The organism is Stenotrophomonas sp. STK17_22 (genome assembly GCF_051983905.1).
Classification (GTDB): Bacteria; Pseudomonadota; Gammaproteobacteria; order Xanthomonadales; family Xanthomonadaceae; genus Stenotrophomonas; species Stenotrophomonas maltophilia_A.
In genome coordinates, this window is record NZ_CP197010.1 from 926,293 (window position 1) to 952,648 (window position 26,356).

The 26,356-nt window shown below is 66.3% G+C and carries 20 protein-coding genes; 12 read left to right on the forward strand and 8 right to left on the reverse strand.

The window, feature by feature from the left end; all coding sequences use genetic code 11:
- Positions 1 to 176: 176 nt before the first annotated feature.
- From ACSYS9_RS04200 to ACSYS9_RS04210, 3 genes are all read left to right on the forward strand, one after another.
- Positions 177 to 683, forward strand: a complete 507-nt coding sequence (locus ACSYS9_RS04200) for a hypothetical protein (protein ID WP_049463430.1) — start codon at positions 177 to 179, stop codon at positions 681 to 683.
- Positions 684 to 703: 20 nt separating this feature from the next.
- Positions 704 to 1,513 (forward strand): pseudouridine synthase, encoded by an 810-nt coding sequence (locus ACSYS9_RS04205; protein ID WP_071229156.1) that lies wholly within the window; start codon positions 704 to 706, stop codon positions 1,511 to 1,513.
- Between the two features lie 84 nt (positions 1,514 to 1,597).
- A complete protein-coding gene (locus tag ACSYS9_RS04210; protein WP_049463434.1) occupies positions 1,598 to 1,933 on the forward strand; it encodes a hypothetical protein in 336 nt (111 codons plus the stop codon).
- An 84-nt stretch (positions 1,934 to 2,017) separates the two neighbouring features.
- Here the strand turns inward: ACSYS9_RS04210 and kbl are convergent, their stop codons facing one another.
- The gene (kbl, locus tag ACSYS9_RS04215) at positions 2,018 to 3,226 is read right to left on the reverse strand and encodes a glycine C-acetyltransferase (RefSeq protein ID WP_005408238.1); all 1,209 of its coding nucleotides are present in this window, start codon (positions 3,224 to 3,226) and stop codon (positions 2,018 to 2,020) included.
- 205 nt (positions 3,227 to 3,431) lie between these two features.
- Between kbl and ACSYS9_RS04220 the strand changes: the two genes are divergently transcribed.
- A complete protein-coding gene (locus tag ACSYS9_RS04220) occupies positions 3,432 to 4,127 on the forward strand; it encodes a TorF family putative porin (protein WP_440568810.1) in 696 nt (231 codons plus the stop codon).
- Between the two features lie 140 nt (positions 4,128 to 4,267).
- On the opposite strand, the gene tdh is transcribed toward ACSYS9_RS04220, so the two are convergent.
- The gene (tdh, locus tag ACSYS9_RS04225; protein WP_010483949.1) at positions 4,268 to 5,290 is read right to left on the reverse strand and encodes an L-threonine 3-dehydrogenase; all 1,023 of its coding nucleotides are present in this window, start codon (positions 5,288 to 5,290) and stop codon (positions 4,268 to 4,270) included.
- A gap of 313 nt (positions 5,291 to 5,603) precedes the next feature.
- Here tdh and ACSYS9_RS04230 point away from each other — a divergent pair, with 313 nt between their 5' ends.
- The 7 genes from ACSYS9_RS04230 to ACSYS9_RS04260 all read left to right on the forward strand — a co-directional run bounded on the left by ACSYS9_RS04230 (position 5,604) and on the right by ACSYS9_RS04260 (position 14,240).
- Complete coding sequence (locus ACSYS9_RS04230) at positions 5,604 to 7,766, forward strand: S46 family peptidase (RefSeq protein ID WP_071229158.1); 2,163 nt, start codon at positions 5,604 to 5,606, stop codon at positions 7,764 to 7,766.
- A gap of 249 nt (positions 7,767 to 8,015) precedes the next feature.
- Positions 8,016 to 8,660 carry a histidine phosphatase family protein gene (locus ACSYS9_RS04235; protein ID WP_010483945.1) on the forward strand — a complete coding sequence of 215 codons (645 nt, stop codon included), beginning with the start codon at positions 8,016 to 8,018 and terminating at the stop codon, positions 8,658 to 8,660.
- Between the two features lie 41 nt (positions 8,661 to 8,701).
- A complete protein-coding gene (gene folC, locus ACSYS9_RS04240; RefSeq protein WP_071229159.1) occupies positions 8,702 to 9,973 on the forward strand; it encodes a bifunctional tetrahydrofolate synthase/dihydrofolate synthase in 1,272 nt (423 codons plus the stop codon).
- A gap of 81 nt (positions 9,974 to 10,054) precedes the next feature.
- Complete coding sequence (locus ACSYS9_RS04245; protein ID WP_440568813.1) at positions 10,055 to 11,083, forward strand: SPOR domain-containing protein; 1,029 nt, start codon at positions 10,055 to 10,057, stop codon at positions 11,081 to 11,083.
- A 46-nt stretch (positions 11,084 to 11,129) separates the two neighbouring features.
- On the forward strand, positions 11,130 to 11,909 hold the full coding sequence (locus ACSYS9_RS04250; RefSeq protein ID WP_049400926.1) for a CvpA family protein: 780 nt from the start codon (positions 11,130 to 11,132) through the stop codon (positions 11,907 to 11,909).
- 30 nt (positions 11,910 to 11,939) lie between these two features.
- Entirely contained in the window at positions 11,940 to 13,406 is a 1,467-nt protein-coding gene (gene purF / locus ACSYS9_RS04255) for an amidophosphoribosyltransferase (RefSeq protein ID WP_032129068.1), read from the forward strand.
- 9 nt (positions 13,407 to 13,415) lie between these two features.
- Positions 13,416 to 14,240 carry a ferritin-like domain-containing protein gene (locus ACSYS9_RS04260; RefSeq protein ID WP_071229161.1) on the forward strand — a complete coding sequence of 275 codons (825 nt, stop codon included), beginning with the start codon at positions 13,416 to 13,418 and terminating at the stop codon, positions 14,238 to 14,240.
- Between the two features lie 67 nt (positions 14,241 to 14,307).
- Here ACSYS9_RS04260 and ACSYS9_RS04265 read toward each other — a convergent pair whose 3' ends face one another.
- Positions 14,308 to 15,765 carry a DUF2235 domain-containing protein gene (locus tag ACSYS9_RS04265; protein ID WP_071229162.1) on the reverse strand — a complete coding sequence of 486 codons (1,458 nt, stop codon included), beginning with the start codon at positions 15,763 to 15,765 and terminating at the stop codon, positions 14,308 to 14,310.
- 225 nt (positions 15,766 to 15,990) lie between these two features.
- Here ACSYS9_RS04265 and ACSYS9_RS04270 point away from each other — a divergent pair, with 225 nt between their 5' ends.
- Positions 15,991 to 17,244, forward strand: a complete 1,254-nt coding sequence (locus tag ACSYS9_RS04270) for a zinc-dependent metalloprotease (RefSeq protein ID WP_032129071.1) — start codon at positions 15,991 to 15,993, stop codon at positions 17,242 to 17,244.
- Between the two features lie 87 nt (positions 17,245 to 17,331).
- Here ACSYS9_RS04270 and lpxH read toward each other — a convergent pair whose 3' ends face one another.
- From lpxH to ACSYS9_RS04295, 5 genes are all read right to left on the reverse strand, one after another.
- The gene (lpxH, locus tag ACSYS9_RS04275; protein ID WP_032129072.1) at positions 17,332 to 18,078 is read right to left on the reverse strand and encodes a UDP-2,3-diacylglucosamine diphosphatase; all 747 of its coding nucleotides are present in this window, start codon (positions 18,076 to 18,078) and stop codon (positions 17,332 to 17,334) included.
- Between the two features lie 67 nt (positions 18,079 to 18,145).
- On the reverse strand, positions 18,146 to 18,685 hold the full coding sequence (locus ACSYS9_RS04280) for a phosphatase PAP2 family protein (protein ID WP_049422612.1): 540 nt from the start codon (positions 18,683 to 18,685) through the stop codon (positions 18,146 to 18,148).
- The gene (locus ACSYS9_RS04285; RefSeq protein WP_071229163.1) at positions 18,666 to 19,811 is read right to left on the reverse strand and encodes a glycosyltransferase family 4 protein; all 1,146 of its coding nucleotides are present in this window, start codon (positions 19,809 to 19,811) and stop codon (positions 18,666 to 18,668) included. The genes ACSYS9_RS04280 and ACSYS9_RS04285 overlap by 20 nt, the downstream gene beginning before the upstream one ends.
- 145 nt (positions 19,812 to 19,956) lie before the next feature.
- A complete protein-coding gene (locus ACSYS9_RS04290; protein ID WP_071229164.1) occupies positions 19,957 to 22,875 on the reverse strand; it encodes a TonB-dependent receptor domain-containing protein in 2,919 nt (972 codons plus the stop codon).
- Positions 22,876 to 23,212: 337 nt separating this feature from the next.
- A complete protein-coding gene (locus tag ACSYS9_RS04295; protein WP_049422614.1) occupies positions 23,213 to 26,182 on the reverse strand; it encodes a TonB-dependent receptor domain-containing protein in 2,970 nt (989 codons plus the stop codon).
- Positions 26,183 to 26,356 lie beyond the last annotated feature (174 nt).

Here is a 26,356-nt window from a genome sequence, read left to right on the forward strand (position 1 = left end):
GGCCGGGTCTTGTTGTTTCTGCGGCCCGGAATCCGGTGCCTGCCGGTCCGGGGTAACCGTTCGTCGGGTTTTTGTCCGTAAAACCAATGGGTTGCCGTATTCATTGAAAGTGGCGCTTGAAAGCTGTCGCGGCATTGCTAAACTCGCCGCGTCACTTCCTTTTCTGGATGCCCTTCATGCTGCGCTCTGCATCGGCCGCCGTCCTGGCGCTGGCCCTGGTTCCCGCCGCCCACGCTGCGGTCGATTGCTCGGTCAACACCAGCGCCTCGCCGCTGCCGTTGCCGGCCACGACCATCGCGCCGGTGGCCGACGAGCTCTACATCCGTGGCAACCAGCTGGGCATGCCGGCCGGCGTGCTGAGCAGCAACTACGATCCGTCGCAGTCGCTGGACCAGGTGCTGCAGCGCCTGCGCATCGATGGCTGCCAGAACATCGCCAAGGCCATTCCGAGCGCCCCTGCAGTGAAGCCGAACGATCCGGCGGCCTACAAGCCGCAGACCGAATTCGACAACACGCCCTGGCGCTTCGACATGAGCCAGAACGGCAAGCGCATGACCGCCGAAGAGTTCGACGCCTGGATGAAGGCGCGTGGCGTGCGTGTGGTCAAGGCGCGTCCGGCTCCGGCCGCCATTCCGGCCCCGGCCGAAGCACCGGCTGAGACCAAGCCGGTCGACAAGAAGTAAGCACCGCGGGGAGCAGAGGCTTGCGCACGCGCCGCCCACCTGCCGCCCCCGCCGCCCGCTCCCACGCACCGCGTGGGCGTGCGACTCCCGCTGCCACAGCCGCCGGTGTCCGTCATGGTCTGGCGCGCGTGCTGTCCAAGGCCGGCGTGTGTTCGCGCAGCGAGGCCGCGCGCTGGATCGCCGATGGCCGCGTGCGCGTCTCCGGCCGCATCGTGCGGGATCCCGAATTCCCGATTGGGCAGCCGGCGCCGCCGATCGAGGTCGATGGCCAGCCGATGGGCGCGCCGCAGCGCCTGTACCTGATGCTCAACAAACCGCGTGGGGTGGTGACCACCGCGCAGGACGAACGTGGCCGCGACACCGTGTACCGCTGCTTCGATGGTGCCGGCCTGCCGTGGATCGCGCCGGTCGGGCGCCTGGACAAGGCCAGTGAAGGGTTGTTGCTGTTCAGCAACGATCCGCAGTGGGCCGCGCGCCTGACCGATCCAGAGACCGGCCCGCAGAAGACCTATCACGTGCAGGTGGATCGTCTGCCCGATGAGGACACCCTGGCCGCGCTGCGCGCCGGTGTCGAAGACGAGGGCGAGTTCCTCGTCGCCCAGGCTGTGCGCGTGCTGCGCAGCGGCGATAAGACCGCGTGGCTGGAGGTGGTCCTCGACGAGGGCCGCAACCGCCACATCCGCCGCCTGTTGGCGGCCTTCGACCTGCAGGTGCTGCGCCTGGTCCGGGTTGCGATCGGCGGGCTGCAGCTCGGCGATCTCGGCAAGGGCCAGTGGCGGGTGCTGGAGGTCAGTGACCAGCAGCGGCTGGGGGCCGCTGCACCGGGCTGATCATCGCCCGCGGCCGGCCGTTGCCGGCCACCGTTCCAGGCGTAGGGGGCGTCTGGCTGCTGAATTTCCCGAACGGAGCCTGCCATGTACCACCCGACCCTCAACCAAACCCTGCGCTGCGCAGGCCTGCTGCTGCCGATGGTGCTGCTGACCGCCTGTGGTGGCCACAAGAAGGTGGCCAAGGCGGAAATGCCGGCCGAGACCCCGGTGGTGGAAGTGAAGACCCCGGAGCTGGATGGTCGCGGCAGCTACCGCTTCCTGATGAGCAACGGCGACAAGAAGATGACCGCCGACGAGTTCGACGCCTGGATGAAGGCCAACGGCATCCGCGTTGCCAAGGGCAACGGCCAGGATGCTGCCGCCAAGCCGGTGGTGGTGGCCAGCAAGGACGAGCCGAAGGGCAAGAAGAAAAAGAAGTGATGCCGGGAAGGTGCCGACCTCGGTCGGCACGCCCTCACGCCTGGTAGGTGCCGACCTTGGTCGGCACGCTTTGGCCGGTGGGGATCAACCCTTGATCACGCCCAGCTCGACACCGATGCGGGTGAACGCATCGATTGCGCGGTCCAGATGCTCGCGACTGTGCGCGGCGCTGATCTGGGTGCGGATGCGCGCCTGGCCCTTGGGCACCACCGGGAAGAAGAAGCCGATCGCGTAGATGCCTTCTTCCAGCAGGCGCTCGGCGAACTTCTGCGCCAGCGGTGCGTCGTACAGCATCACCGGGCTGATCGGGTGTACGCCCGGCTTCACGTCGAAACCGGCGGCGACCATCTTTTCGCGGAAGTAGCGGGTGTTTTCCACCAGGGTGTCGCGCAGATCGTCAGCGGCGGCCAGCATCTCGAACGCTTTGATGCCGGCGGCCACCACATGCGGCGGCAGCGAGTTGGAGAACAGGTACGGGCGCGAACGCTGGCGAAGCAGCTCGATCACCTCGGCGCTGGCGCAGGTGAAGCCGCCCAGTGCACCACCCATGGCCTTGCCCAGGGTGCCGGTGATGATGTCGATCTTTTCCAGCACGCCCTTCACTTCGGCCGAGCCGCGGCCGGTGGCACCGAGGAAGCCGGTAGCGTGGCATTCGTCGATGTGCACCAGCGCGTTGTACTTCTTCGCCAGCGCGGTGATCTCGTCCAGCGGCGCAATGAAGCCGTCCATCGAGAACACGCCGTCGGTGGTGATCAGCTTGGTCTTGCAGCCGGCGGCGTCGGCGGCCTGCAGCTGGGCTTCCAGGTCGGCCATGTCGCAGTTGGCATAGCGGAAGCGCTTCGCCTTGCACAGGCGTACGCCATCAATGATCGAGGCGTGGTTCAGCGCATCGGAAATGATCGCGTCGTTCTCGCCGAGCAGCGGCTCGAACAGGCCGCCGTTGGCATCGAAGCAGGCCGCGTACAGGATGGTGTCCTGCTTGCCGAAGAAGTCGGCGATCTGCTTCTCCAGCTGCTTGTGCAGGTCCTGGGTGCCGCAGATGAAGCGCACCGAGGCCATGCCGAAGCCGTGGGTATCCAGCGCATCCTTGGCGGCCTGGATCAGGTCCGGATGGTCGGCCAGGCCCAGGTAGTTGTTGGCACAGAAGTTCAGCACCTTGCGGCCGTCCTCGAGGGTGATCTCGGCCGACTGCGGGCTGGTGATGATCCGCTCGGACTTGAACAGGCCCTGGGCGCGGATGGCGTCCAGTTCCTCGGCGTAGTGGCGGGTCAGGGCGGAGGAGGCGTCGGTCATGGCGTGGGCACGGCTCTGAACGGGGAAACCGCTGATTCTACCGGGCATCGCCGCTTGCCGACCGGCCCGGATGGGGCATCGCCACGGCCGGCACATGTTGCATCGCAATAGCAAACTGGTTAAAAATTCGTGAACCGGAGCTGTCCCGCTCCGGCCGCTACGCCCGCTCCCGCCTTCCACGCCACCGCCCCCACCGGAGACGCTCATGAAGCACGCCCGTGCCTGCCTCGCCATTGCCGCTGCCCTGACCCTGGCCGCCCCGTTCGCCGCCAGCGCCCAGGAAAACGAATCGCCGTACAGCTGGAACGTCACCGCTGTTTCCGATTACCTGTTCCGTGGTGTGTCGCAGACCGACGAGGATCCGACCCTGCAGGCCGGTTTCACCTACACCAGCCCGGTTGGCCTGTATGCCGGCGTGTGGGGTTCGGGCGTGGACTTCGGTGCAGGTGATCCGAAGACCGAGGTCGACTACCTGATCGGCTACGGCGTGGACGTCACCGAGCGCGTCAACGTCGACGTGCTGCTGAACCGCTACACCTACCTGAAGTCCAGCCACCAGAACTACAACGAGCTGATCACCACCACCACGCTGGATGACACCTACAAGCTGACGGTGGCCTACACCAACGATGTATGGAACAGCAGCACCGATGGCTGGTACTTCGGCCTGGGCGGCAGCTGGGGCCTGCCGAAGGACTTCACCCTGAATGCCAATGTCGGCCGCAGCACGTTTGAAGACGGCATCGCCAAGGATTACACCGACCGGAATGTCGGCGTTGAGCGCCAGTTCGGGATGGCCAAGGTCGGCCTGGGTTACTACGGCACCGACGGCAACGGCCGCGACAACTCCGGCAAGCTGGCCCACAGCCGCGTGATGCTGAGCGTGGCCATCGGCAAGTAACGCCGCAGGCGTTACCGGTAGTGCCGGCCGCTGGCCGGCAACGTCGGGATGGCAAAGAAAAAGGCGCCCATCGGGCGCCTTTTTCAATTTCAAGGTGTGCCGAGCAAGCTCGGCACCCACCCATCGCGCGCGGCGAAGGGTCAATTCCAGCTCAACACGACCTTGCCGGCCTTGCCTTCTTCCATCAGGTCGAAGCCCTTCTGGAAGTCGTCGATCGGCAGCTGGTGGGTCATCACCTTGCCGAGCGGGAAGCCGGACAGCACCAGCTGGGTCATCTTGTACCAGGTCTCGTACATCTTGCGGCCGTAGATGCCCTGCACGGTCAGGCCCTTGAAGATGATCTTGTCCCAGTCGCAGCCGGCGCCCTTGGGCATGATGCCGAGCATGGCGATCTTGCCGCCGTGGTACATGCAGTCGAGCATGTCGTTGAACGCGCGCGGGTTGCCGCTCATTTCCAGGCCCACGTCGAAGCCCTCCATGTGCAGTTCCTTCATCACGTCCTTCAGCGACTGGTTGGCCACGTTGACCACGCGGGTGGCACCCATGTCGGCGGCCAGCTTCAGGCGGAAGTCGTTGACGTCGGTCACCACCACGTTGCGTGCACCGATGTGCTTGCAGATGCCGGCGGCGATGATGCCGATCGGGCCGGCACCGGTGATCAGAACGTCTTCACCGATCACGTTGAACTCCAGCGCGCAATGCGCGGCGTTGCCGTACGGATCGAAGAACGCGGCCAGCTCGGACGGAATCTGGTCCGGGATCGGCCACAGGTTGCTGGCCGGCATCACCATGTACTCGGCGAAGGCGCCGTTGACGTTGACGCCGATGCCGACGGTGTTCGGGCACAGGTGCGGGCGGCCGCCACGGCAGTTGCGGCAGTGGCCGCAGACGATGTGGCCTTCGGCCGAGACGCGCTGGCCGATTTCATAGCCGGTCACGGCCGAGCCGAGTGCGGCGACGCGACCCACGAATTCGTGGCCGATGGTCAGGCCCGGCTTGATGGTGCGCTGGCTCCACTCGTCCCACAGGTAGATGTGCAGGTCGGTGCCGCAGATCGCGGTCTTCTCGAGCTTGATCAGGACCTCGTTCGGGCCCGGGGTCGGAACCGGAACTTCTTCCAGCCAGATGCCCTTGGCCGCTTCGCGCTTGACCAGGGCCTTCATCGTTTGCTGCGCCATCGGGGTGGAACTCATCAGGGGGAAAGCGCGGATTATAGGGTGCCGCGCGGATTTCCCATGTTGCGCTGCGGGTGCAGTGGCGGAACGAAAGGCGTGCGCCGGCGGGCGTTTCGAACGTGCTGCGAACAGCAGCGCCTCCCTGGTTCGGGGGAGGGTGACCACGCCCCCTCTGGACGATTTCCGTGTGCGCGGCCCACGTGCGCGTGGCAGAGCAAGAAGCAGGCCCATGACTTCCGGGGTTCGGGCCGGGGCAGGGCGGCGGGCTACAATCGAAGGTTCCACTACCAGGGGCCGCTCCATGCGCTCGAACCTGCTTGCATTCTCCATCGTCGCCAGCCTCGGGCTGGCCCAGGTCGCCCATGCCGCTGAAGGCATGTGGGTGCCGCAGCAGCTGCCGGAAATCGCCGGCCCGCTGCAGAAGGCCGGCCTGAAGCTGTCCCCGGAACAGCTGGCCAACCTGACCGGCGACCCGATGGGCGCCGTCGTTGCCCTCGGCGGCTGCACCGCCAGCTTCGTCTCGCCGCAGGGCCTGGTGGTCACCAATCACCACTGCGCTTATGGCGCCATCCAGCTGAATTCGACCGCGCAGAAGAACCTGATCAAGGACGGCTTCAACGCGCCGACCCTGAAGGACGAACTGAGCGCCGGCCCGAACGCCCGCGTGTTCGTGCTCGACCAGATCACCGACGTCACCACCCAGGCCAAGGCCGCCATCGCTGCCGCCGGCAACGACCCGCTGGCCCGCAGCCGCGCGCTGGACGCCTTCGACAAGGCCCAGGTCGCCGCCTGTGAGGCCGATGCCGGCTTCCGCTGCCGCCTGTACAGCTTCTCCGGCGGCAACACCTACCGCCTGTTCCGCAACATGGAAATCAAGGATGTGCGCCTGGTCTACGCGCCCCCGGGCAGCGTCGGCAAGTTCGGTGGCGACGTCGACAACTGGATGTGGCCGCGCCACACCGGCGACTTCTCGTTCTACCGCGCCTATGTGGGCAAGGACGGCAAGCCGGCCGCCTTCGCCGCCGACAACGTGCCGTACCAGCCCAAGCACTTCCTGAAGTTCGCCGACCAGCCGCTGGGCGCCGACGACTTCGTGATGGTGGCCGGCTACCCGGGCCGCACCAACCGCTATGCACTGGCCGGTGAGTTCAACGAAACCGCCAGCTTCACCTACCCGACCATCGCCAAGCACTACAACGCAGTGCTGAAAATGATCGCCGACGCCGGCAAGGCCGACGCCGACGTCAAGGTGAAGTACGCAGCGACCGCCGCCAGCATGAACAACGTGGCCAAGAACTACCTGGGCCAGCTGGAAGGCTTCAAGCGCATCGACGCCGCCGGCCAGAAGCAGGCTGAAGAAGCCGCCGTGCTGGCCTGGCTGAAGAAGCAGGGTGCTGCCGGCAAGCCGGCCCTGGCCGCCCACGCGCAGCTGCTCAAGCATCTGGATACCAGCAAGTCGACCCGCGAACGCGACCTGTTCGTCGGCCAGTTCAACAACACCTCGGCCGTTGGCGCAGCGATCACCCTGTACCGCCTGTCGATCGAGCGCAGCAAGCCGGATGCCGAGCGCGAAGCCGGTTACCAGGAACGCGACCTGACCACCATCGAAGGTGGCCTGAAGCAGATGGACCGTCGCTACGTGGCAAAGATGGACCAGCAGCTGCAGACCTACTGGCTGGACCAGTACGTGGCCCTGCCGGCCGCGCAGCGCGACAACGAAGTGCTGAACAAGTGGCTGGCCGGCAGCGATGCCGCTGCGGTCAAGTCGCTGGTGGGCAAGCTGTCGGGCACCGAGCTGGGCAGCCTGGACGCACGCCTGAAATGGTTCAAGGCCGACCGCGCCGCGTTTGAGGCCAGCAACGATCCGGCCATCCAGTACGCCGTGGCCGTCATGCCGGCGCTGCTGAAGCAGGAAGAGCAGAAGAAGATCCGCGAAGGCGAATCGCTGACCGCGCGCCCGCTGTACCTGCAGGCCGTGGCCGACTACAAGAAGAGCCAGGGTGAGTTCGTCTACCCGGACGCCAACCTGTCGCTGCGCATCACCTTCGGCAACGTCATGGGCTATGGCAAGGACGGCGTAAAGTACACCCCGTTCACCACCCTGGAAGGCGTGGCGGCGAAGGAAACCGGTGAGGATCCGTTCGATTCGCCGAAGGCGCTGCTTGATGCAGTCAAGGCCAAGCGTTACGGCGGCCTGGAAGACAAGCGCATTGGTTCGGTGCCGGTGAACTTCCTGTCCAACCTGGACATCACCGGTGGCAACTCGGGTTCGCCGGTGCTGGACGCCAACGGCAAGCTGGTCGGCCTGGCCTTCGATGGCAACTGGGAATCGGTCAGCTCCAACTGGGTGTTCGACCCGGTGATGACCCGCATGATCGCCGTCGACAGCCGCTACATGCAGTGGATCATGCAGGAAGTGGCGCCGGCGCCGCAGCTGCTGAAGGAACTGAACCTGGTCAAGTAAGGTTCGCGGTTCGGGGCTGTCCATCCACGCATGGCGTGGATCTACCGCCTGTACCGATGGTAGTGCCGGCCGCTGGCCGGCAACCTCGACCAGATAGTCGGAGTTTCCGAAACCCCGCGACCCACGTCGCGGGGTTTTTTCATGCCCGGCCCGGCCGGGTGCGCCGAACAGGTATCATCCCTGTTCCGCGTACTTCACAGGATGTGAACGAAACGCGGAAACCTCCTCCCCCCAGGACCCCTTGCACGCATGCGCATCCTGCTTGCCCGCCACGGCGAAACGCCGTGGAACGCCGAAGGCCGCTACCAGGGCCAGATCGATATTCCGCTTTCGCCGATCGGTGAAGCCCAGGCCCAGGCATTGGGTGCCCGCCTGGCCTCGGTGGACATCACCCGTGCCGTCGCCTCGCCGCTGTCGCGCGCGCAGCGCACCGCGCAGCTGGCGCTTGGCGCCGCGCGTGCCGACATGCTGCTGACCGAGCCGGAGCTGCAGGAAATCGCCCACGGTGAGTGGGAAGGCCTGCTCGCCAGCGAGATCAACGAAAAGGATCCGTCGCGCCTGCAGGCCTGGCGCGAGGAGCCCGATACCGTGCTGATGCCCGGTGGCGAATCGCTGCGGCTGGTGCTGGAACGCAGCTGGCGTGGTCTGGCCCGTGCCACCGAAGGCCTCGGCGAGCACGACACCCTGCTGGTGGTTGCGCACGATGCGGTCAACCGCGTGATCCTGTGCAAGGTGCTGGGCCTGCCGATTTCCCGCCTGTGGACCTTCCGCCAGGCACCGACCACGCTCAACCTGCTCGAAGGCGCCGACCTGGACAGCCTGGAAGTGGTGCGCCTGAACGACTGCGCCCACCACACGCCGTTCTTCGGCGAAGCCAAGCACCGCGCACTCTGACCCGCCACACCGAACCACCTGTACCTGCTGGAAGCACTGCCGTGACGAACACCCCGACCACCCTGGCCGATTGGCTGGATTACATTGAACGCCAGCACCCGGCGACCATCGACATGGGCCTGGAACGCGTGCGCGCTGTGGCCACGGCGATGGGTCTTGGCGCGCCGGCCGGGCGCACCATCGTGGTCGGTGGCACCAACGGCAAAGGCTCCACCGTGGCCTTCATCGAGGCCATCGGCCGTGCTGCCGGTTGGAAGGTGGGTGCCTACACCTCGCCGCACCTGCTGCGCTACAACGAGCGCGTGCGCATCGACGGGCAGGACGTGGACGATGCGGCGCTGGTTGCTGCGTTCAATGCCGTCGAAGCGGCACGCGGCGACACCACGCTGACCTATTTCGAGTACGGCACGCTCGCTGCTTTGCAGCTGTTCGCCGACGCCGGGCTGGACCTGGCGGTGCTGGAAGTGGGCCTGGGCGGCCGCCTGGATGCGGTCAACATCGTCGACGCCGATGTATCGGTGATCACCACCGTGGACATCGACCATGCCGAGTGGCTGGGCGAGGACCGCGAAGCGATCGGCGCCGAGAAGGCCGGCATCATCCGTGGCTGGAAGCCGGTGATCCTGGGCGAGACCGATCCGCCGTCCAGCGTGCTGGCGCGTGCCTATCTGGTCGGTGCCAACGCGATCCGCGGCGGCAGCGATTACTTCTACGAGCCGATCGACGCCCAGCGCTGGCGCTGGCGCGACGTCGGCCTGCGCATGGAGCTGCCGACCCCGGCGCTGGCCGGCCCGATCCAGCTGGCCAATGCCGGTGCTGCCATCGCCGCCCTGCGCGCGCTGGACAAGCCGGTGCCGCGTGCGGCGTGGGCCGCGGGTATCGCAGCAGCGCGAATCTCCGGCCGCATGCAGGCATTCGAGCGCGACGGCGTGCAGATCCGCGTGGACGTGGGCCACAACCCACAGGCGGCGGGCCAGCTGGCGCGTGCGCTGAAGGCCGAAGTGTCAGCCGGCCGCACCCTGGCGGTGTACGCCGCGTTGCAGGACAAGGACGCGGCGGGTGTGGTGCAGGCCCTGCAGGACGTGGTGGGCGAGTGGACCCTGGCCGGGCTGGACGGTCCGCGTGGGCAGAGCGCCGCTCAGCTGCAGGCACGCTTGAGCGGTACGGTGGCGGCCAAGGCACCGCTGGCCGATAGCGTCGAACAGGCCCTGGCGCAGGTGCTGGCCCAGGCTGAGCGGGGTGACCGGGTGCTGGTGTTCGGCTCCTTCCATACCGCCGCTGCGGCCCTGCAGTGGCTGCAGGGCGACGCCTGATCCGCGTTCAGCCAACGCCGACGCCGGCCGGTCCGGCACCCGTATAATCGACGGCAATCTCCGGACAGTTGCCTGCCTCACGTGGATACGCCTCTGAAACAGCGTCTGATTGGTGCCATCGTGCTGGTGGCACTGGCCGTGATTTTCCTGCCGATGCTGGTCAAGGGACCCGCACCTGACAGCGGTGTCGCCAATGTGCCGATCGCCGCGCCGGATGCGCCGGCCGATGGCCAGTTCGAAACCCGTGAGCTGCCTCTGGTCGCCCCGGCCGGTGGTGCCACCGGCCTGCAGACCGGGCAGGCCAAGCCGCTGCAGGAGGCTGCCACGCCGGCTACGCCGCCGACCGTGGACACCTCGCCGGCAGTCGCCGCCGGCAACTATGCGGTCACCTTCGGTGCCTACGGCAGCAAGGCCGACGCCGATGCGGTGATCGCCTACCTGAAGCGCTCGCAGCTGCCGGGCTTCGCTGAAACGGCCACCATCAACGGCCGCCAGGCATGGCGCGTTCGCGTTGGACCTTACGCCGACCGTGCCCAGGCCGAAGCGGCCCGCCTGCAGGCGGTGAAGATCCGTGCGGATGTGAAGGCCGAAGTGATCACCCTGGACGCGGCGGCCGGCAGCAGTGCCCCGGTTGCGGCCACCCCGGCACCGGCTGCGCCGAGCGCCAGCACCCCGTCCGCAGCTGTTGCGCCCTCGGCCAGCGGCAACCCGGTCCGCAGCGAAAGCCTGCCGCCGAGCACGCCAACGGCGACCGCGCCGCCGGCCGCCAAGCCGGAACCGCCGAAGCCGGCGCCGAAGCCCGAACCGAAGCCGGAGGCCACCGCCAGCAAGCCGGCGACGGTGCCGACCACACCGGCAGCACAGGCTGCCAGCGGCGTCGGCTTTGCCGTGCAGCTGGGCGCGTTCGGTCAGGCCAACGATGCCAATGCCCTGCGCGACAAGGTTCGTGCCGCTGGTTTCAGCGCTTTCGTCGAGCAGGTGCGCACGGACAAGGGCACCCTGCATCGCGTCCGCGTCGGGCCGGTGGCCAACCGCGCTGACGCCGAGCAGCTGAAGGCGCAGGTCGCCGCCAAGGTCGGCGTGGCCGGCATGGTCCGACCGCACCCATGACCCACGCGCAGCCCCGTTGCCAGCGCCGCCGAAGGAGCGGGGCGCCATGATCGACGTGGTGCTGCTGATCGTGATCGCCGCCTCGACCCTGCTGGGGATGCTGCGCGGCTTCGTCGGAATCGTCATCGGCACCCTGTCGTGGCTGCTGGCCGCGTGGGCGGCCTTCGCCTTCGGCAATGATGCCGCCCATTGGTGGGCCGCTCCGGCGGCCCCCGGTGGCGAACACTTCGTCGGTGGCTACCTGGGGGTCGGCATCGGCGTGATGATCGTGGTCGCGGTCATCGGCATGGTCATCAAAGCCCTGGTCCACCGCAGCATGCTGACCAGCCTGGACCGCCTGCTGGGCGGGGTGCTGGGCGCGGTGCGAGGCGGCCTGATCGCCGCGGTCCTGCTGCTGCTGGGCAGCTTCACCCCGCTGACCGCCGAACCCTCCTGGCAGCGCTCGGCGGTGCGTCCGTTGCTGAACCCGACCGTGGCCTGGATGAACAGCAAACTGCCGCACTGGGAGGTTCCCGGGGCCGATCTGCTGCCCAAGGCCTTGCCGACCGACGCGCTGTCCCCATCTGCATTGATGGAGTTGGGCAAGAACGCAGGCGCCGGGTTGGGAAAGCCGGGCGCGGCAGGCGATAATGGCATCCTCAACCAGGTAGTGGCAGGCAGCGGATGGCTGCGGCCTGCGAAAGCGGAACAGGGCGATTCCTACGATCCGGCCGAAGTGCGCCCGGACGCTCCTGCACTGCCGGACAGTATCGAGCCGGGCGATCCGGCCAACGTCGACCGCGCGCGCGGCGACCACCGCGGCCAGGTACGGCCACCTTCCTTGTAACTGGGCACAGCCCAGCGGAGACCTCGCACCATGTGTGGCATCGTCGGAATCGTCGGCAACCAGAACGTCGCCGGGCAGTTGTATGACGGCTTGACCGTTCTCCAGCACCGTGGCCAGGATGCGGCGGGCATCGCCACCGCCAGCGGCAGCCGCCTGCGCGTGCAGAAGGCCACCGGCCTGGTCCGCGATGTGTTCGATGCCCGCACCATGTCCACCCTGGAAGGCAGCGTCGGCATCGCCCATGTGCGCTACCCGACCGCCGGTTCGGAAGGCATGGACGAGGCACAGCCGTTCTACGTCAATTCGCCGTACGGCATCGCGCTGGCCCACAACGGCAACCTGATCAACACCGAAGCGCTGCGCCAGCAGGTGTTCGAACAGGACCGCCGCAACGTCAACACCGATTCGGACAGCGAAGTGCTGCTGAACGTGTTCGCCTATGAACTGGAGCAGCAGCGCCAGCTCAGCCCGGAAGCCGCGATCCGCGCGGTGGCCGGCGTGCACCGCCGCTGCAAGGGCGGCTATGCGGTGGTCAGCGTGGTGCTCGGCCTGGGCCTGGTCGCCTTCCGCGACCCGCATGGCATCCGGCCGCTGGTACTGGGCAAGCGCAGCCACGCCGAAGGTGACGAGTACATCGTCGCCTCCGAGTCGGCCGCGCTGGACGTGCTGGGCTTCCAGCGCGTGCGCGACGTGCAGCCGGGCGAAGCGCTGGTGATCACCGCGCGTGGCGAGCTGTTCTCGGAGATCTGCGCCGAGCCGGCCGAGCACACCCCGTGCATCTTCGAATACGTGTACTTCGCGCGCCCGGATTCGATGATCGACAACGTCTCGGTACACAAGGCGCGCATGCGCATGGGCATCAAGCTGGGCGAGAAGATCCTGCGCCTGCGCCCGGACCACGACATCGACACCATCATCCCGATCCCGGATACCTCGCGCGATGCCGCGCTGGAGATCTCCAACGTGCTCGGGGTGAAGTACCGCGAAGGCTTCATCAAGAACCGCTACATCGGCCGCACCTTCATCATGCCGGGCCAGGGCGAACGCGTGAAGTCGGTGCGCCGCAAGCTCAACCCGATCCACCTGGAGTTCCGCAACCGCGTGGTGCTGCTGGTGGACGATTCGATCGTGCGCGGCACCACCAGCCAGCAGATCGTGCAGATGGCCCGTGATGCGGGCGCGCGCAAGGTCTACCTGGCCAGCGCGGCACCGCCGGTGCGCTACCCGAACATCTACGGCATCGACATGCCGGCGGCCGAAGAGCTGGTCGCGCACAACCGTACCGTGGAAGAGATCGAAGCCCACCTGGGCTGTGACTGGCTGATCTACCAGGACCTGGAAGACATGGAAGCGGCGGTGAGCGAGGGCAATCCGGCGCTGCGCAACTTCGATTCGTCCTGCTTCAACGGACACTACCCGACGGGTATCGAGCCGGGCTATTTCGAGCGCATCCAGCAACTGCGTTCGGACGACGCCAAGCACAAGCGCCGCGCCTGAGGTCCAGGCGTGGTCGATGTACCCGACGTTGGTGGCGACCTGCTGCGCGCTGCGCAGCAGTGCCTGGCCGAAGCCGACCCGCTGCGCAAGGTGGCGCTGACCCAGGCCTATGCCGCCGCGTTCCGTGCTGGCCGCCTGAAGGTGGCGGCCGATGCACCGCCGCCGGAGCCGATCCGCATGCCCGGCCGGCCGGCGCAGCTGGTGCTGGTGCATCCGCGTGAAGTGCCGCGGCGTGGACTGGGCGGTGTGGAAGGGCGTGCCGCCTTCATCCACGCCATCGCCCATATCGAACTCAACGCGATCGACCTGGCCTGGGATGCGGTATACCGCTTCCGTGGCCTGCCGCCGGCGTTTCATGCCGACTGGGTCAGCTGTGCCGACGACGAATCGCGGCACTTCATGCTGCTGCGCGAACGCCTGCAGGTGCATGGTCACGACTATGCCGATTTCCCAGCGCACAACGGCCTGTGGGAAATGTGCGAAAAGACCGCCCATGACGGCCTGGCACGCATGGCGCTGGTGCCGCGCGTGCTGGAAGCGCGCGGCCTGGACGTAACGCCCGGCATGATCGGGAAGCTGCGCAATGTCGGCGATGGCGAAACCGCCGATGTGCTGGAAGTGATCCTGCGCGAGGAAGTGGCGCACGTCGCTGCCGGTTCGCGCTGGTATCGCTGGTACTGCGACCGCGCCGCTGTCGAGCCGCGTGCGCGCTTCAAGGAACTGCTGGTGGAGTACGCCGGCGGCTACCTGCATGGGCCATTCAACATCGAAGCGCGCCTGCTGGCCGGGTTCGATGCGGATGAGTTGGCCAACCTGATTGAACAGGCCGGTTGAAGAAAAGGGGACGGAGGGGATTAAGTCGTTTGTGGCACAAACGACTTAATCCCCTCCGTCCCTTTTTTCATGCGTTCGGCAACACCACGCGCTTGCCATCCACCGTTGGCCGGTTGATGTAGAACAGGCCGGGACCCGGCCGGTACGGCAGTTCGCTGACGCCGGCATCGGCGGTGTAGGTCAGTGCGGTGTCGCCCAGTGCATCGAAGTTCCAGTGCGCCGACTGCATCAGGTAACGCCGTCGCAGCAGCGCCTCCTGTGTCTGCGTCAGCGGCTGTCCGGCCACCAGTCGGCGTGCAATCGGCTGCAGGGCGGACGGCAGCTCCCAGCCGGGAACTCCAGCGGCATTGGCGGTCCATTGCACGCCAGCATCGATGGCCTGCTGCTGCATCACCTGCAGTGCGATCAGCTGGTAACGCCAGTCGATGCGCCGACGCAGCACCACCGCGGCGGTCACATACAGCACCGGCGACAACAGCACGCTGCGGCTGCCGGCGCGACGCTGCTGCTGCCACTGGTGCCAGACATCCACCCAGATCTCCTTTTCACCCACGCCCAGCTGCTGCCGCCAGCGTTCGGCGTCGGCCTGCGTTTCGGCGTAGACCGTGGTGGCCCGCAGCAACGCCAGTGGAGGGACCTGGTAGTCGGCAACCGCGGGGCGGCGCAATTGTTGCCGGCGCGGGCGGCTGAGCAGCTTGGGACCTTCTTCCAGCTGGTTGTAGCCACCGCCGATATTCGCGTGTACGCCGGGTAGGGCGATCTCGGCAAACGGCGGTGCCACGCTGGTCAACGGATAGTGCTGGCGATGTTCATCGCGTGCAGTGAGCTGCACGACGCGACCGGCGATGCCGCTGTGCAGGGCCAGCTGCGGCCGCTCATCGGCGCGGCCACCATTGACTGCAACCACGGTGTCGAACAGTCCGATGAAGCGCAGCACCGGCGTGACGGCGGCGAAGTCCGCAGTGCAGGGCAGGCCGGCGCCCTGCAGTAGCTGGCGCCAGCGCGCGCTGTCCCAGGCCTGCAGCTGGTTTGCGATATCACGTGCCGCGGCAGCACCGCGCGAATAGCCGAACAGATCCAGCTGCACGCCACGCAGCGGTCGCTGCCAGCGCGCGGACAGCTCGGCCAGTGCCGCCGGCAGCAGCACCTGCAGCGCGCGCTGCACTTTCGCGCGAACGCCACTGGCACCGATGCCGAAGGCCAGTCCGATCAGGTCGTCATCGGCATCATCGCGGGTCCCCACGCCCTCGACATAGATCGACAGCGAAGGCGCGGCCATCGCATCGCGGCGGCTGTCCGGATACAGCTGCTGCAGGCGCGCGATGTTGGTCAGGCCGTTGTCGTAGCTGCTGGTCAGCCGGCTCTGGTAGGTCGAATCATCATCCGCGCGCAGCTGCGCCGGGCGTGGCTGCGGAACCTGTGGGCGACCGCGTGCCAGGTTGTGTGCGTTGTTGCGGGTGCCATCGAAGAACAGGCCGATCCGCAGCAAGCCGACATCTTCGTCCGTGTCCTGAGATGGTGCCATGTGCATTCCCCGTCGTGGCTGCGTCACGGTAGCGCGAAAGCGGTGTATTGGCGAAGTGTAGTGACGCTTTTGACCTTACTTAACGCAGATGCGGTCGATCACAGTTCCTGATTTTCATTCCCATCTTCTATTGAATTCACACGACCCGCGCAGGCCAGATGGCCAAACCCGGTAGACCCGGGCGTGCTGCATCAACGCTGTTCACATCATTCAAGGAGCGACGCAATGTTGTCCAGATCGATTGGCAAAGCGGCAGGTGGCCTGGTGTTGGGTTTGTCGGTGGCAGCGGCCGCGCATGCGGCACCGTTGTTCGAGCCGGTGACGGTCATCAGCCGCGCATCGGCAAACAGTGAGCCCGCGCTGGGCAAGCTGCTGGCCACCCCGTCCACCGCGACGGTACAGGAAGTGCGTGTCGACGCTGCTGCCACTGCGCAGCCGCAGCTGGAGTTCGAACTGCTTGGCCAGCGTGTGCAGGCGGTGCGCAGCAAGGTGGAAGCCCTGCCCGATGGCGGCAGCATCTGGTACGGCCAGTTGCGCTCGCCGTCCGATCGGCTGACTGCCGCCACTTCGAATGGCCAGGATGATCCTGGTAATTCAGTGATCCTGGTGCGTTCGGGCAACACCCTCACCGGTTCGATCCGCAAGGACGGCAAGCTGTATCGCCTGCGCCCACTGGGCAACCGCCATGTACTGGTGGAAGTGGATGAGTCGCGGATGCCGGCCGACCATCCGGCCGACTACAACCAGCTGCCGAAAATCCCGATGGGCAACAATGACCGCATCGGCATCGCGCAGGCCTCGTCCGGTACCCCGGCCACCATCCGCGTGCTGGTGGTGGCAACCAATGCAGCGGTAACGGCCTATGGCGGCAACATGCAGTCGCTGGTGCAGCTGGCGGTAGCCGAATCCAACCAGGGCTACGTCAACAGCAACGTGGGCATCACCCTGCAGCTGGCCGGCTATGAAACCACCAGCTACACCGAATCCGGCAACTTCACCACCGACCTGACCCGCTTCCGCAACACCAGCGACGGCTACATGGACAGCATCCACACCAGCCGCAACAACACTGCGGCCGATGTCGGCGTGCTGCTGATCAACAACACGAGCTACTGCGGGTTGGCCTCGGGCATCGGTTCGACGGCATCGACGGCGTTCGCGGCGGTGTACTGGGATTGCGCGACCGGCTATTACTCCTTCGCGCATGAGATCGGCCACCTGCAGAGTGCGCGGCACGATATCGCCAGTGATCCCAGCACGTCGCCCTATGCCTATGGGCACGGTTATCGCTACGAGCCGTCCTCCGGTTCGCGCTGGCGCACGATCATGGCTTATGACTGCTCGGCCGGCTGCCCGCGCCTGAACTACTGGTCCAACCCGAACATCAACTACAACGGCATCCCGATGGGCAATGCCAGCACCGCCGACAACCAGCGCGTGCTGGTCAATACCAAGGCCACCATCGCGGCCTTCCGCTGAGGCCAACCGCCGACCGAGGTCGGCGTCTACCTGGGTGCGTTCACCTGCCCTGGTAGATGCCAACCTTGGTTGGCACCCCGCGATCCATCATTCGCGCGCGAGCGTATCCAGCGACCAGCCGCCGGCATCCACGCGCAGCACCGATCCCTGTTCGTACCAGTCACCCAGCACGATGCGGTTGCAGGCGCGGCCACCGGCCTGCAGCGTGTGTACCGCCGGGCGATGGGTGTGGCCGTGGATCATGGTGTCCACGCCATGGCGCACGAAGGTGGCATCGACTTCGGCGGGTGACACGTCGGTTACCGACTCGAACTGCGCACGATCATCCTGCTTCATTTCCGACTGGCGGGCCTGGCTGGCGTCGCGTGCCTTCTGCGCGAAGGCGATGCGTGCGGCCAGCGGCTGCGACAGGAACTGCGCTTGGAAGACCGGGTCGCGCGTCTGTGCACGGAACTGCTGGTAGGGGATGTCGTCCGTGCACAGCAGGTCGCCGTGCTGCAGCAGCACCGGGCGGCCGTACAGCTCGATCACGCACGGGTCGGGCAGGATGCGCAGGCCGGCACGGCGCGCATAGTCTTCGCCGAGCAGGAAGTCGCGGTTGCCGCGGATGAAGTACACCGGTACGCCGCTGTCGGAAAGTACCTTCAGCGCGTCGGCCACCGCATCGGCAGCAGGCGAGGGCGTGTCGTCGCCGATCCAGGCTTCGAACAGGTCGCCGAGGATGTACAGCGCATCGGCGCCGGGCGCCTGCTCGCGCAGGAAGCGCAGGAACAGGTCGGTGATCTCCGGACGGCTGGGGTCCAGGTGCAGGTCGGAAATGAACAGCGTGGTCATGCAGGCATTCTAGGGCATCCACCGCCGGGCATGGCCCGGCGCTACCGAAGGGATCTGACCCCGGGGGCTACACCGGCAGCGGCAACCAGGCCAGGCTGGCCGATGCCAGCAGGATGGCAATGCCGGTGGCGGCCAGTACATCGGACGGGTAGTGCAGGCCAAGCACCACCCGCGACAGCGCGACGCCGAAGGTGAACGGCACCAGTAGCGGCGCCAGCCACGGGTAGTAGGCCAGCGCGACGATGGTGAACGACACCGCGTGCAGGGTGTGCCCGGAGGGGAAGCTGAACTCGTCCAGCGGCGCCACCCAGGCGCGGATGCGCAGATCGGCCGCATACGGGCGGGGACGCCGGGTCCAGCGCTTGAGGCTTTTGTAGAGCAGCAGTGCGGCCAGGCCGGTGGCGGCCATGTGCACCGATGCACGCAGTCCGTCGAAGCCGTCCAGCGCCACCAGCGCGCCCATCAGCACGTACCAGAACACGCCATCGCCGAGCCGGCTGATGACCGAGAACAGGCGACGCACGCGGCGACGCCGGCAGTAGTGGTTGGCCCGGCGGCAGAGCCGCGCCTCGCGGCCAGCCAGCAGCTCAAGCGGCGTGGTGCGCATGGCCGCTCCTCCGCGACTGGGCCAGCTCGGCCAGCAGGGCATCGAATTCGGCAACCACCTGCTGTGGATGCAGGCGCTTCATCGCACGCGCGGCGCTGCTGCCGAATTCGCGGCGCCGTGCATCATCGGCGGCCAGCTGCACCGCTGCCTCGATGAACTGCTCATCGTTTTCCACGGCCGCACCGTTCTCGCCATCACGCAGGTATTCGCGGGCGGCGCCATAGTCGAAGGCCACGGTGGCCACACCGCTGGCCATGCTTTCCAGAGTCACGTTGCCGAAGGTCTCGCTGCGGCTGGGGAACAGGAACAGGTCACCGCTGGCGAAATGCCGTGCCAGGGCTTCGCCGCGCTGGATGCCGCAGAAAATGAAATCGGGGTTTTCATGTGCCAGTTTTTCGCGGGCCGGACCATCACCCACCCAGACGAAGCGGGCTTTGGGCCGGATCTGCTGCAGGCGGCGGAAGGCTTTCACCGCCAGGCCAAGGTTTTTTTCCGCAGCGATGCGGCCGACATGGATCGCGACCAGGCCGTTGCCGTCCACGCCCCATTCCTCGCGCAGCGCCGGGTCGCGCCGGCCCGGATCGAACTGCTGGCTGTCGACCGCGCGTGCCAGCAGGCGCACGCGTTCGAAGCCCTGTTCACCGAGGAACTGCTGCAGCTCGCGGGTGGGCACCAGGGTTGCATCGGCCTGGTTGTGGAACCGGCGCATCCAGCGCATCGCGGCAGCCTGCAGCCAGGCCACGCCGTAGTCGGGCAGGTACTCGTCGAAGCGGGTATGGAAACCACTGGCGACCGGAATGCCAAGGCGGCGCGCGGTGCGCAGCGCCGACCAGCCCAGCGGGCCTTCGGTGGCGATGTAGACCGCATCGGGACGCTGCTGCTGCCAGTGGCGGTTGAGCCTGATCGGTGCAGGCAGGCCAAAGCGCAGGCCGGGGTAGCGCGGCAGTGCGGCGCCCGGCACCAGCAGCGTGCCCGGTGCCGAGTCCAGTGCTTCGCTGGTCTGGCGTGGCCGGATCAGGTCGATGTCATGGCCGGAATTGCGCAGTCCCTGCTCCAGGCCCTGCACGGTGAGGGCAACGCCGTTCACTTCCGGCGGGTAGGTCTCGGTGACGATGGCATAGCGCATGGCGGGCCTCCGGGTTTCCGGCATGCTCGGGCCTGGCGATGTAGCCGATATGACCGCTTTGCGACCACGGGATGACGGTGGTCAGGTCCCTGTACGAAACCACGGCCCCGAAGGGCCGTGGCGGTCGTGCAGATGGCGGGGTGGATCAGAAGCGCTGCTGGTATTTCATGTAGATGAAACGACCGATGTCGAAGCCACCGTAGTAGGAGAAGTTGGCGCTCGGCTGGCTGTACATGGCCGGTCCCTGGCGGCCGAACACATTGTTGGCACCGATCGAGACGGTCGCATCCCATGGCAGGTTGTAGCGCGCCTGCACGTCGTGGAAGGTGACCGATCCGCGACGGTTGTAGTCACGGCTGCCACTGAACCACGGCGCGCGCTGGCCCGGGTGCGAGCACTCACCCGGATACGTGGCTGCATCCAGGCAACGCTCCTTGACCGCGGAGAAATAGCGCAGGCCCCAGCTTAGGCCGAGGTTGCCACGCTCCCAGCCCAACGATGCGTTGGAGCGCACACGGAAGCCGATGCCGCCGTTGCTGGCGATGCCATTGCTGGGAATGGGCGGGGCATCCGCCTCGTTGGTGGTCCGTTCTTCCGCGGCGACCACATAGGTGGTCTTCCAGTCGGCGCTCAGCGTGCCCCAGGACGTTTCGATCTTGTGGCCGATCTCCAGGTCATAGCCTTCGGCCTGGCGGAACCCGCTGTTGCGGCTGCCATAGTTGAGCGTGTTGACGATGCCCAGTTCCGGGTCGCGGGTGAAACTGCCGCAGCGCTCGGCGATGCCCAGTTCGTAGCAGTCGCGGAGGATGTCGTTGGGATGGTCGGCGACGATGGTGTTGTCGATGCGGATCTTCCACCAGTCCAACGCAATGTTCAGTCCTTCGGCAAACGTCGGGCTCCAGACCAGGCCCAGCGTGCGGCTGGTCGAGGTTTCCGGCTTCAGGTCGGGATTGGAGCCGTTGGTGAAGGGCAGGGGCGTCTGCCCACTGCTGCCGGTGATCGGCTCGTTGCCCTGGCCGAGCTGGCGGTAGCTGTCCGCGTTGGGGATGTCGGCGGCGCAGCGTGCACGTACCTCCGGGCTGCTGGCGGCGGCGCCATAGACCGTATCGCAGGGGTCACGGAAGCCGGTGGTGAAGGTCTGCGAGCCGCCACCGTACAGATTCGAGATGGTCGGCGCACGGAAACCCTGTGCCCACGTGCCACGGACCAGCAGCTGGTCGATCGGCTTCCACGAGATGCCGAACTTGCTGTTGAGGGTTCCGCCGAAGGTGGTGTAGTCCGAGTAGCGCGTTGCCATGTCCAGGGTCAGCTGGCGTGCACCGGGGAGGTCGCTCAGCACCGGCACGCTCAGCTCCAGATAGGCCTCGTCGACACGGTAGCCACCGCCGGTGGGGCCCGCCGCCAGATTGGTGGTGGCGCCGGTCTGGGCCAGCGCATCGGGAATGAAGCGACCCTCCTCGCGGCGGCTCTCCACACCCAGGGCGAAGCCCAGTTCCCCGGCGGGCAGCGTGGCAAGGCCGCCACTGAGGCTGGCGAACAGGTTGCGGGTGGTGTTGCGGCCACGGGTGAGTTCCTCGGGGAACAGCCAGTCCTGCAGTTCGCCATTGCTGGTCAGGCCGTACGGGTCATCCTGGCCATACGGCACCAGTGGATTCCAGGGCTTGCAGCCGGCAATCGGTGCATCCGGTGTACCGCATTCCACCTTGCCGGTGGCCGGGTTGTAGAACGAAGGACCGGTGGAATCGGCAACGCGCTGCTTGTGCAGGTCGCCGGTGGCACGCTGCTCCAGCTCGCTGCGGTTGTACTGGTAGCCGGCTTCCCAATCGAAGTCGCGACCGGCGAAGCTGCCTTCAAACGCTGCAACACCCTGCCAGGTGGTCAGTTCGCTGGTGCTGACGCGTGGAATCTCCCAGGTGCGGCGGTTCCAGTGCACGTCGCTTGGGCGTTCATAGCCGTGGTGGCGGCCGAACGGATTGAACCAGCTGTCGGCGGACATCGGCGAGATGCCGGCCGCACCGGACTGGAACGGATAGCCGGCAATCTGGCGCGTGGTGGTGCGTCGGTTGTAGGCCAGCTGGGTGTTGAAGCGGATCTGGTCGTTCAGATCCATGCGTGCATCGACGAAGAGCGAATCGCGCTTGATCGGCGTCTGCACGTGCATCTGTTCATTGCTGTTGCTGACATCACCGGTGAACGGCGTGTTGTCACTGAGGTGGAAGCTGTCCGGCCCGCCCGGCTGGCTGCCGCGATCGAGCGAATAGCTGCAGCCACGGGCGCTGCTGCAGCCCGGGCCCTTGAAGCCGACGATGCGCCCCCACTGCCCGACCGTGGTCCAGCCATCGTCCGGATGACGATCGGTATAGGTGTAGGCGCTGAAGCCGCGGTCCTTCGCCCAAACGCCCTTTTCTTCGACATGCTCGGCGGCGACACTGATCGAAGCGCGGTCATTCGACCAGCCGGCAACCACGTCGTACTGGGTGCGGGCACCATCGCCTTCGCTGAACTGCCCGTGGTAGACGTTGGCGGTCACGCCCTGGACGTTGCGCCGGGTGATGATGTTGACCACGCCGGCCATCGCGTCGGAACCGTAGATGGCCGAGGCGCCGTCCTTCAGCACTTCCATGCGTTCCACGGCAGCGGCGGGAATGCTGGATATATCCTGGTAACCAGAAGTGGTCATGCCCAGGCGCTTGCCGTTGACCAGCACCAGGGTGCGCTGTGCACCGAGGCCGCGCATGTCCACGTAGCTGCCGCCTGCGGCCTCGCCCGCACTGAGCGGGCTGGCACGGCTCAAGGCCGGGCTGCCGGTTGCGGTCAGGTTCTGCAGGATGTCGGCAACGGAATTGAAGCCCTGCCGCTCGATGTCGGCGCGGCTGATGGTCAGCACCGGCTGCGCGGTTTCCAGGTCGACCTGGCGGATGCGCGAACCGGTGATCTCGATACGGTCCAGCGTGGTGGCTTCCGGTGCGTGCTGGGCGAATGCGGGGGCGGCCAGTGCGGTGGTGGCCGTCATCGCCAGTGCACGACGGATCGCCAACCCGAGCTCGGGAATACGGATGGTCATGGGTCTCTCTCTCAGTCTTCGAAGTCTTCGGAACACAGCCAAGCGGGGCTGCGTCAACTCCACCGCGGCGGTGGATGTTCGAACCTAGTGAAGATGGATGGGGAGACGTATGGGCAAGCGACGAAAGCGCTGCAGACGGCCGTGACGCTTCTGCACAAAGCGGAAGCAAATCAATCGATTGCTCCAACCTGTGGCATCGCGGCGGACGCAGCGCAGAGGACCGTGTCCCTGATTGAACGCATCACGGTCAATGTGGAAAGCGACAGTCTGCGCGGAGGCAGAAAAAAACCACGGCCCCGAAGGGCCGTGGTCGTCGAGCTTCAACAGCGCGGATGGATCAGAAGCGCTGCTGGTACTTCATGTACATGAAACGACCGATGTCGTAGCCACCGTAGTAGGAGAACGACGAGTTCGGCTTGCTGTACATCACCGGCGCTTCCTTGCCGAACACATTGTTCGCGCCCACCGAAACGGTGGCATCCCACGGCAGGTTGTAGCGGAACTGCACGTCGTGGAAGGTCACCGCACCGCGCTCGTTGTACGCGGTCGGCGACTTCAGCCACGGAGCCAGGAAGGTCGGATCGGAGCATTCGTCCGCATAACGCGAGGCGTTGAGGCAGCGCTCCTTCACACCGGAGTAGTAGCGTGCCGTCCAGCTGACGCCGAAGTCACCCACATCCCAGCCCAGCACCAGGTTCGAGCGCACGCGGAACGCAAGGCTGGTGGCGGTGCCGATGGTGTTGGCAACGCCGTTGATCGGCGTGATCGCTTCGCGGACATCGTTGGTGGAGCGGTAGACGTTCTTGCTGACGTAGGTGCTGGTCCAGCCTGCGCTCAGCTTGCCGTAGCTGGTGTCGACGCGGTAGCTGACATCCAGGTCGTAACCTTCGGTCTCGGCAAAGCCGGCATTGCGGTTGCCGAACTTCAGGCCGGTGACGATGCCGTTGGACGGGTCACGGCTGAAGCGGCTGCAGCGCGATTCGATGCCCTGCTCGTAGCAGTCCCTCAGGATCTGGTTCGGACTGTCACCGACGATGGTGTTGTCGATGCGGATCTTCCACCAGTCCAGCGCCACGTTGAGGTTGCTGAGGAAGGTCGGGCTCCACACCAGGCCCAGCGTCTTGCTGGTCGAGGTTTCCGGAACCAGCAGCGGGTTCGAACCGGACACGAACGGCGTCGGGGTCGCATCCTGCGCCGTGGTCACCGGGGCGTTGCCCTGCTTCAGCTGGCGGAAGTTGGCGGCATCGGCGATGTCACGTGCGCATCGCGCGCGGACTTCGGCACTCCCCTTGGCCGAGCCGAACACGGTGTCGCACGGATCGCTGAACTGCGCGAAGGTTTCCGAACCACCACCGTACAGGTCGTTGATGGTCGGGGCGCGGAAGCCTTCTGCCCAGGTACCACGGACCAGCAGCTGGTCGATCGGCTTCCACTTGAAGCCGAACTTGCTGTTGAGCGTGTTGCCGAAGGTGTTGTACTTGGAGTAACGGGTGGCGGCACTGAAGCTCAGCTCACGCGCACCGGGCAGGTCGGCCAGCACCGGCACGCTGAGCTCCAGGTAGGCTTCCTTCACGTTGTAGCTGCCACCGGTCGGGCCTGCGGCCAGGTTGGTGGTAGCTCCGGTCTGGGCCAGGGCATCGGGGGTGTAGCGGCCATCTTCCTTGCGGCTTTCCACGCCGAAAGCGAAGCCGAGGTCGCCGGCCGGCAGGGTCATGATGCTGCCGGACAGGTTGGCGAACGCGTTCTTGGTGGTGGTCCGGCCGGTGGTGTGCTCCGCCGGGAACAGCCAGGCCATCAGTTCTTCATTGCCGGTCAGTCCGTTCGGATCGTTCTTGCCGTAGGGCACCAGCGGGTTCCACGGCGTGCAGCCGCTGATCACCGCGCCCGGACGGCCACACATCACCTTGCCGGTGGCCGGATCCAGGAACGACGGACCCACGGCGTCACGCACGCGCTTCTTGTGCAGGTTGCCGGTGGCGGTAGCGGTCAGCTCGTTGCGGTTGTACTGGTAGCCCACGTCCCAGTCGAAGTAGCGCTGGCCGATCTCGAAGCTGCCATCCAGCGACACTACCGCACGGTAGGTCTTCAGTTCGCTGGTGCTCACACGCGGGATTTCCCAGGTGCGGCGGTTCCAGGCCACGTCGGTTGGCTTGGCATAGCCGTGCTGGTTGCCGAACGGATTGAAGTAGCTGTCCTTGGACATCAGGCCGGTGGCGGTCGGGTCGCCCGAGATGGACACCGAGCTGGACTGCAGGGGGTAGCCTGCAATCTGGCGCTCGGCCGAACGCTTGTTGTAGCCGAATTCGGTGCGCAGGTTGACCTGGTCGGTGATCTTGAAGCGACCGTCGAAGTACACCGAATCACGCTTGAGCGGATACATGACGTGCATCTGTTCGTTGGCGTTGCTGACGTCGCCGGTGAACGGGGTCGCATCGGTCAGGTGGTAGTTGGCCGGGTTGGTCGGGTCAGCACCACGGTTGAGCGAATAGCCGCAGCCGTCCTTAGTGTTGGTGCAGCCCGGGCCGCCCTTCAGGCCGGTGACCTGGCCCCACTGGCTCAGCGTGGTCCAGTTGGAGGCATCGTTCGGGTGGCGGTCGCTCACGCCGTACTTGCTGAACCAGCGGTCCTTGGCCCAGACGCTCTTTTCTTCGGAGTGCTCCAGTGCCAGGGTCAGCGACACGCGGTCATTGCTCCAGCCACCCACCACGTCGAAGCGATCGCGCGCGCCGTCACCTTCGCTGTACTGACCGTGGTAGACGTTGGCGGTCACGCCGTTGACGTTGGAACGGGTGATGATGTTGACCACGCCGGCCATCGCATCGGAACCGTAGATGGCCGACGCGCCATCCTTCAGCACTTCGATGCGCTCCACCGCCGACACCGGCAGCGAGGACACATCCTGCAGGCCCGAGGTGCTGATGCCCAAGCGCTTGCCGTTGACCAGCACCAGGGTGCGCTGCGCGCCCAGGTTGCGCATGTCGATGTAGGTGCCGCCGGTGTTTTCGCCCGAGCTCAGTGCGTTTGCACGGCTGATCGCCGGGCTGCCCATGGCGGTCACGTTCTGCAGGATGTCGGCCACCGAGCTGAAGCCCTGGCGCTCGATGTCCAACCGGCTCAGTGCCAGGACCGGCTGAGCGGTCTCCACGTCCACCTGGCGGATGCGCGAGCCAGTGATCTCGATGCGATCCAGGGTGGTCGGCGCGGCGGTGCTGCCACTCTGGGCGAACGCAGGCAGGGCGGCCAGCGTCGCAGTGGTTGCCAGGGCGTAGCGGATGGCCTGCCCCAGGGGGGTGGTACGTGAAGTCATGACGAGCTCTCTCTCTCAGGTCGTGCAGGGACGCCAAAAGGGGCGTCGAAGAAATCGGCCGCCCACAAGCGGACCGATGACCCGATAGTAGTCTCGTTGGTTAATGCTCTGTAAAGAGGTCGTGTCGATTTGTACCGGGCTTCATCGTCAGATTTCACGAAAGCTCAACAAAAG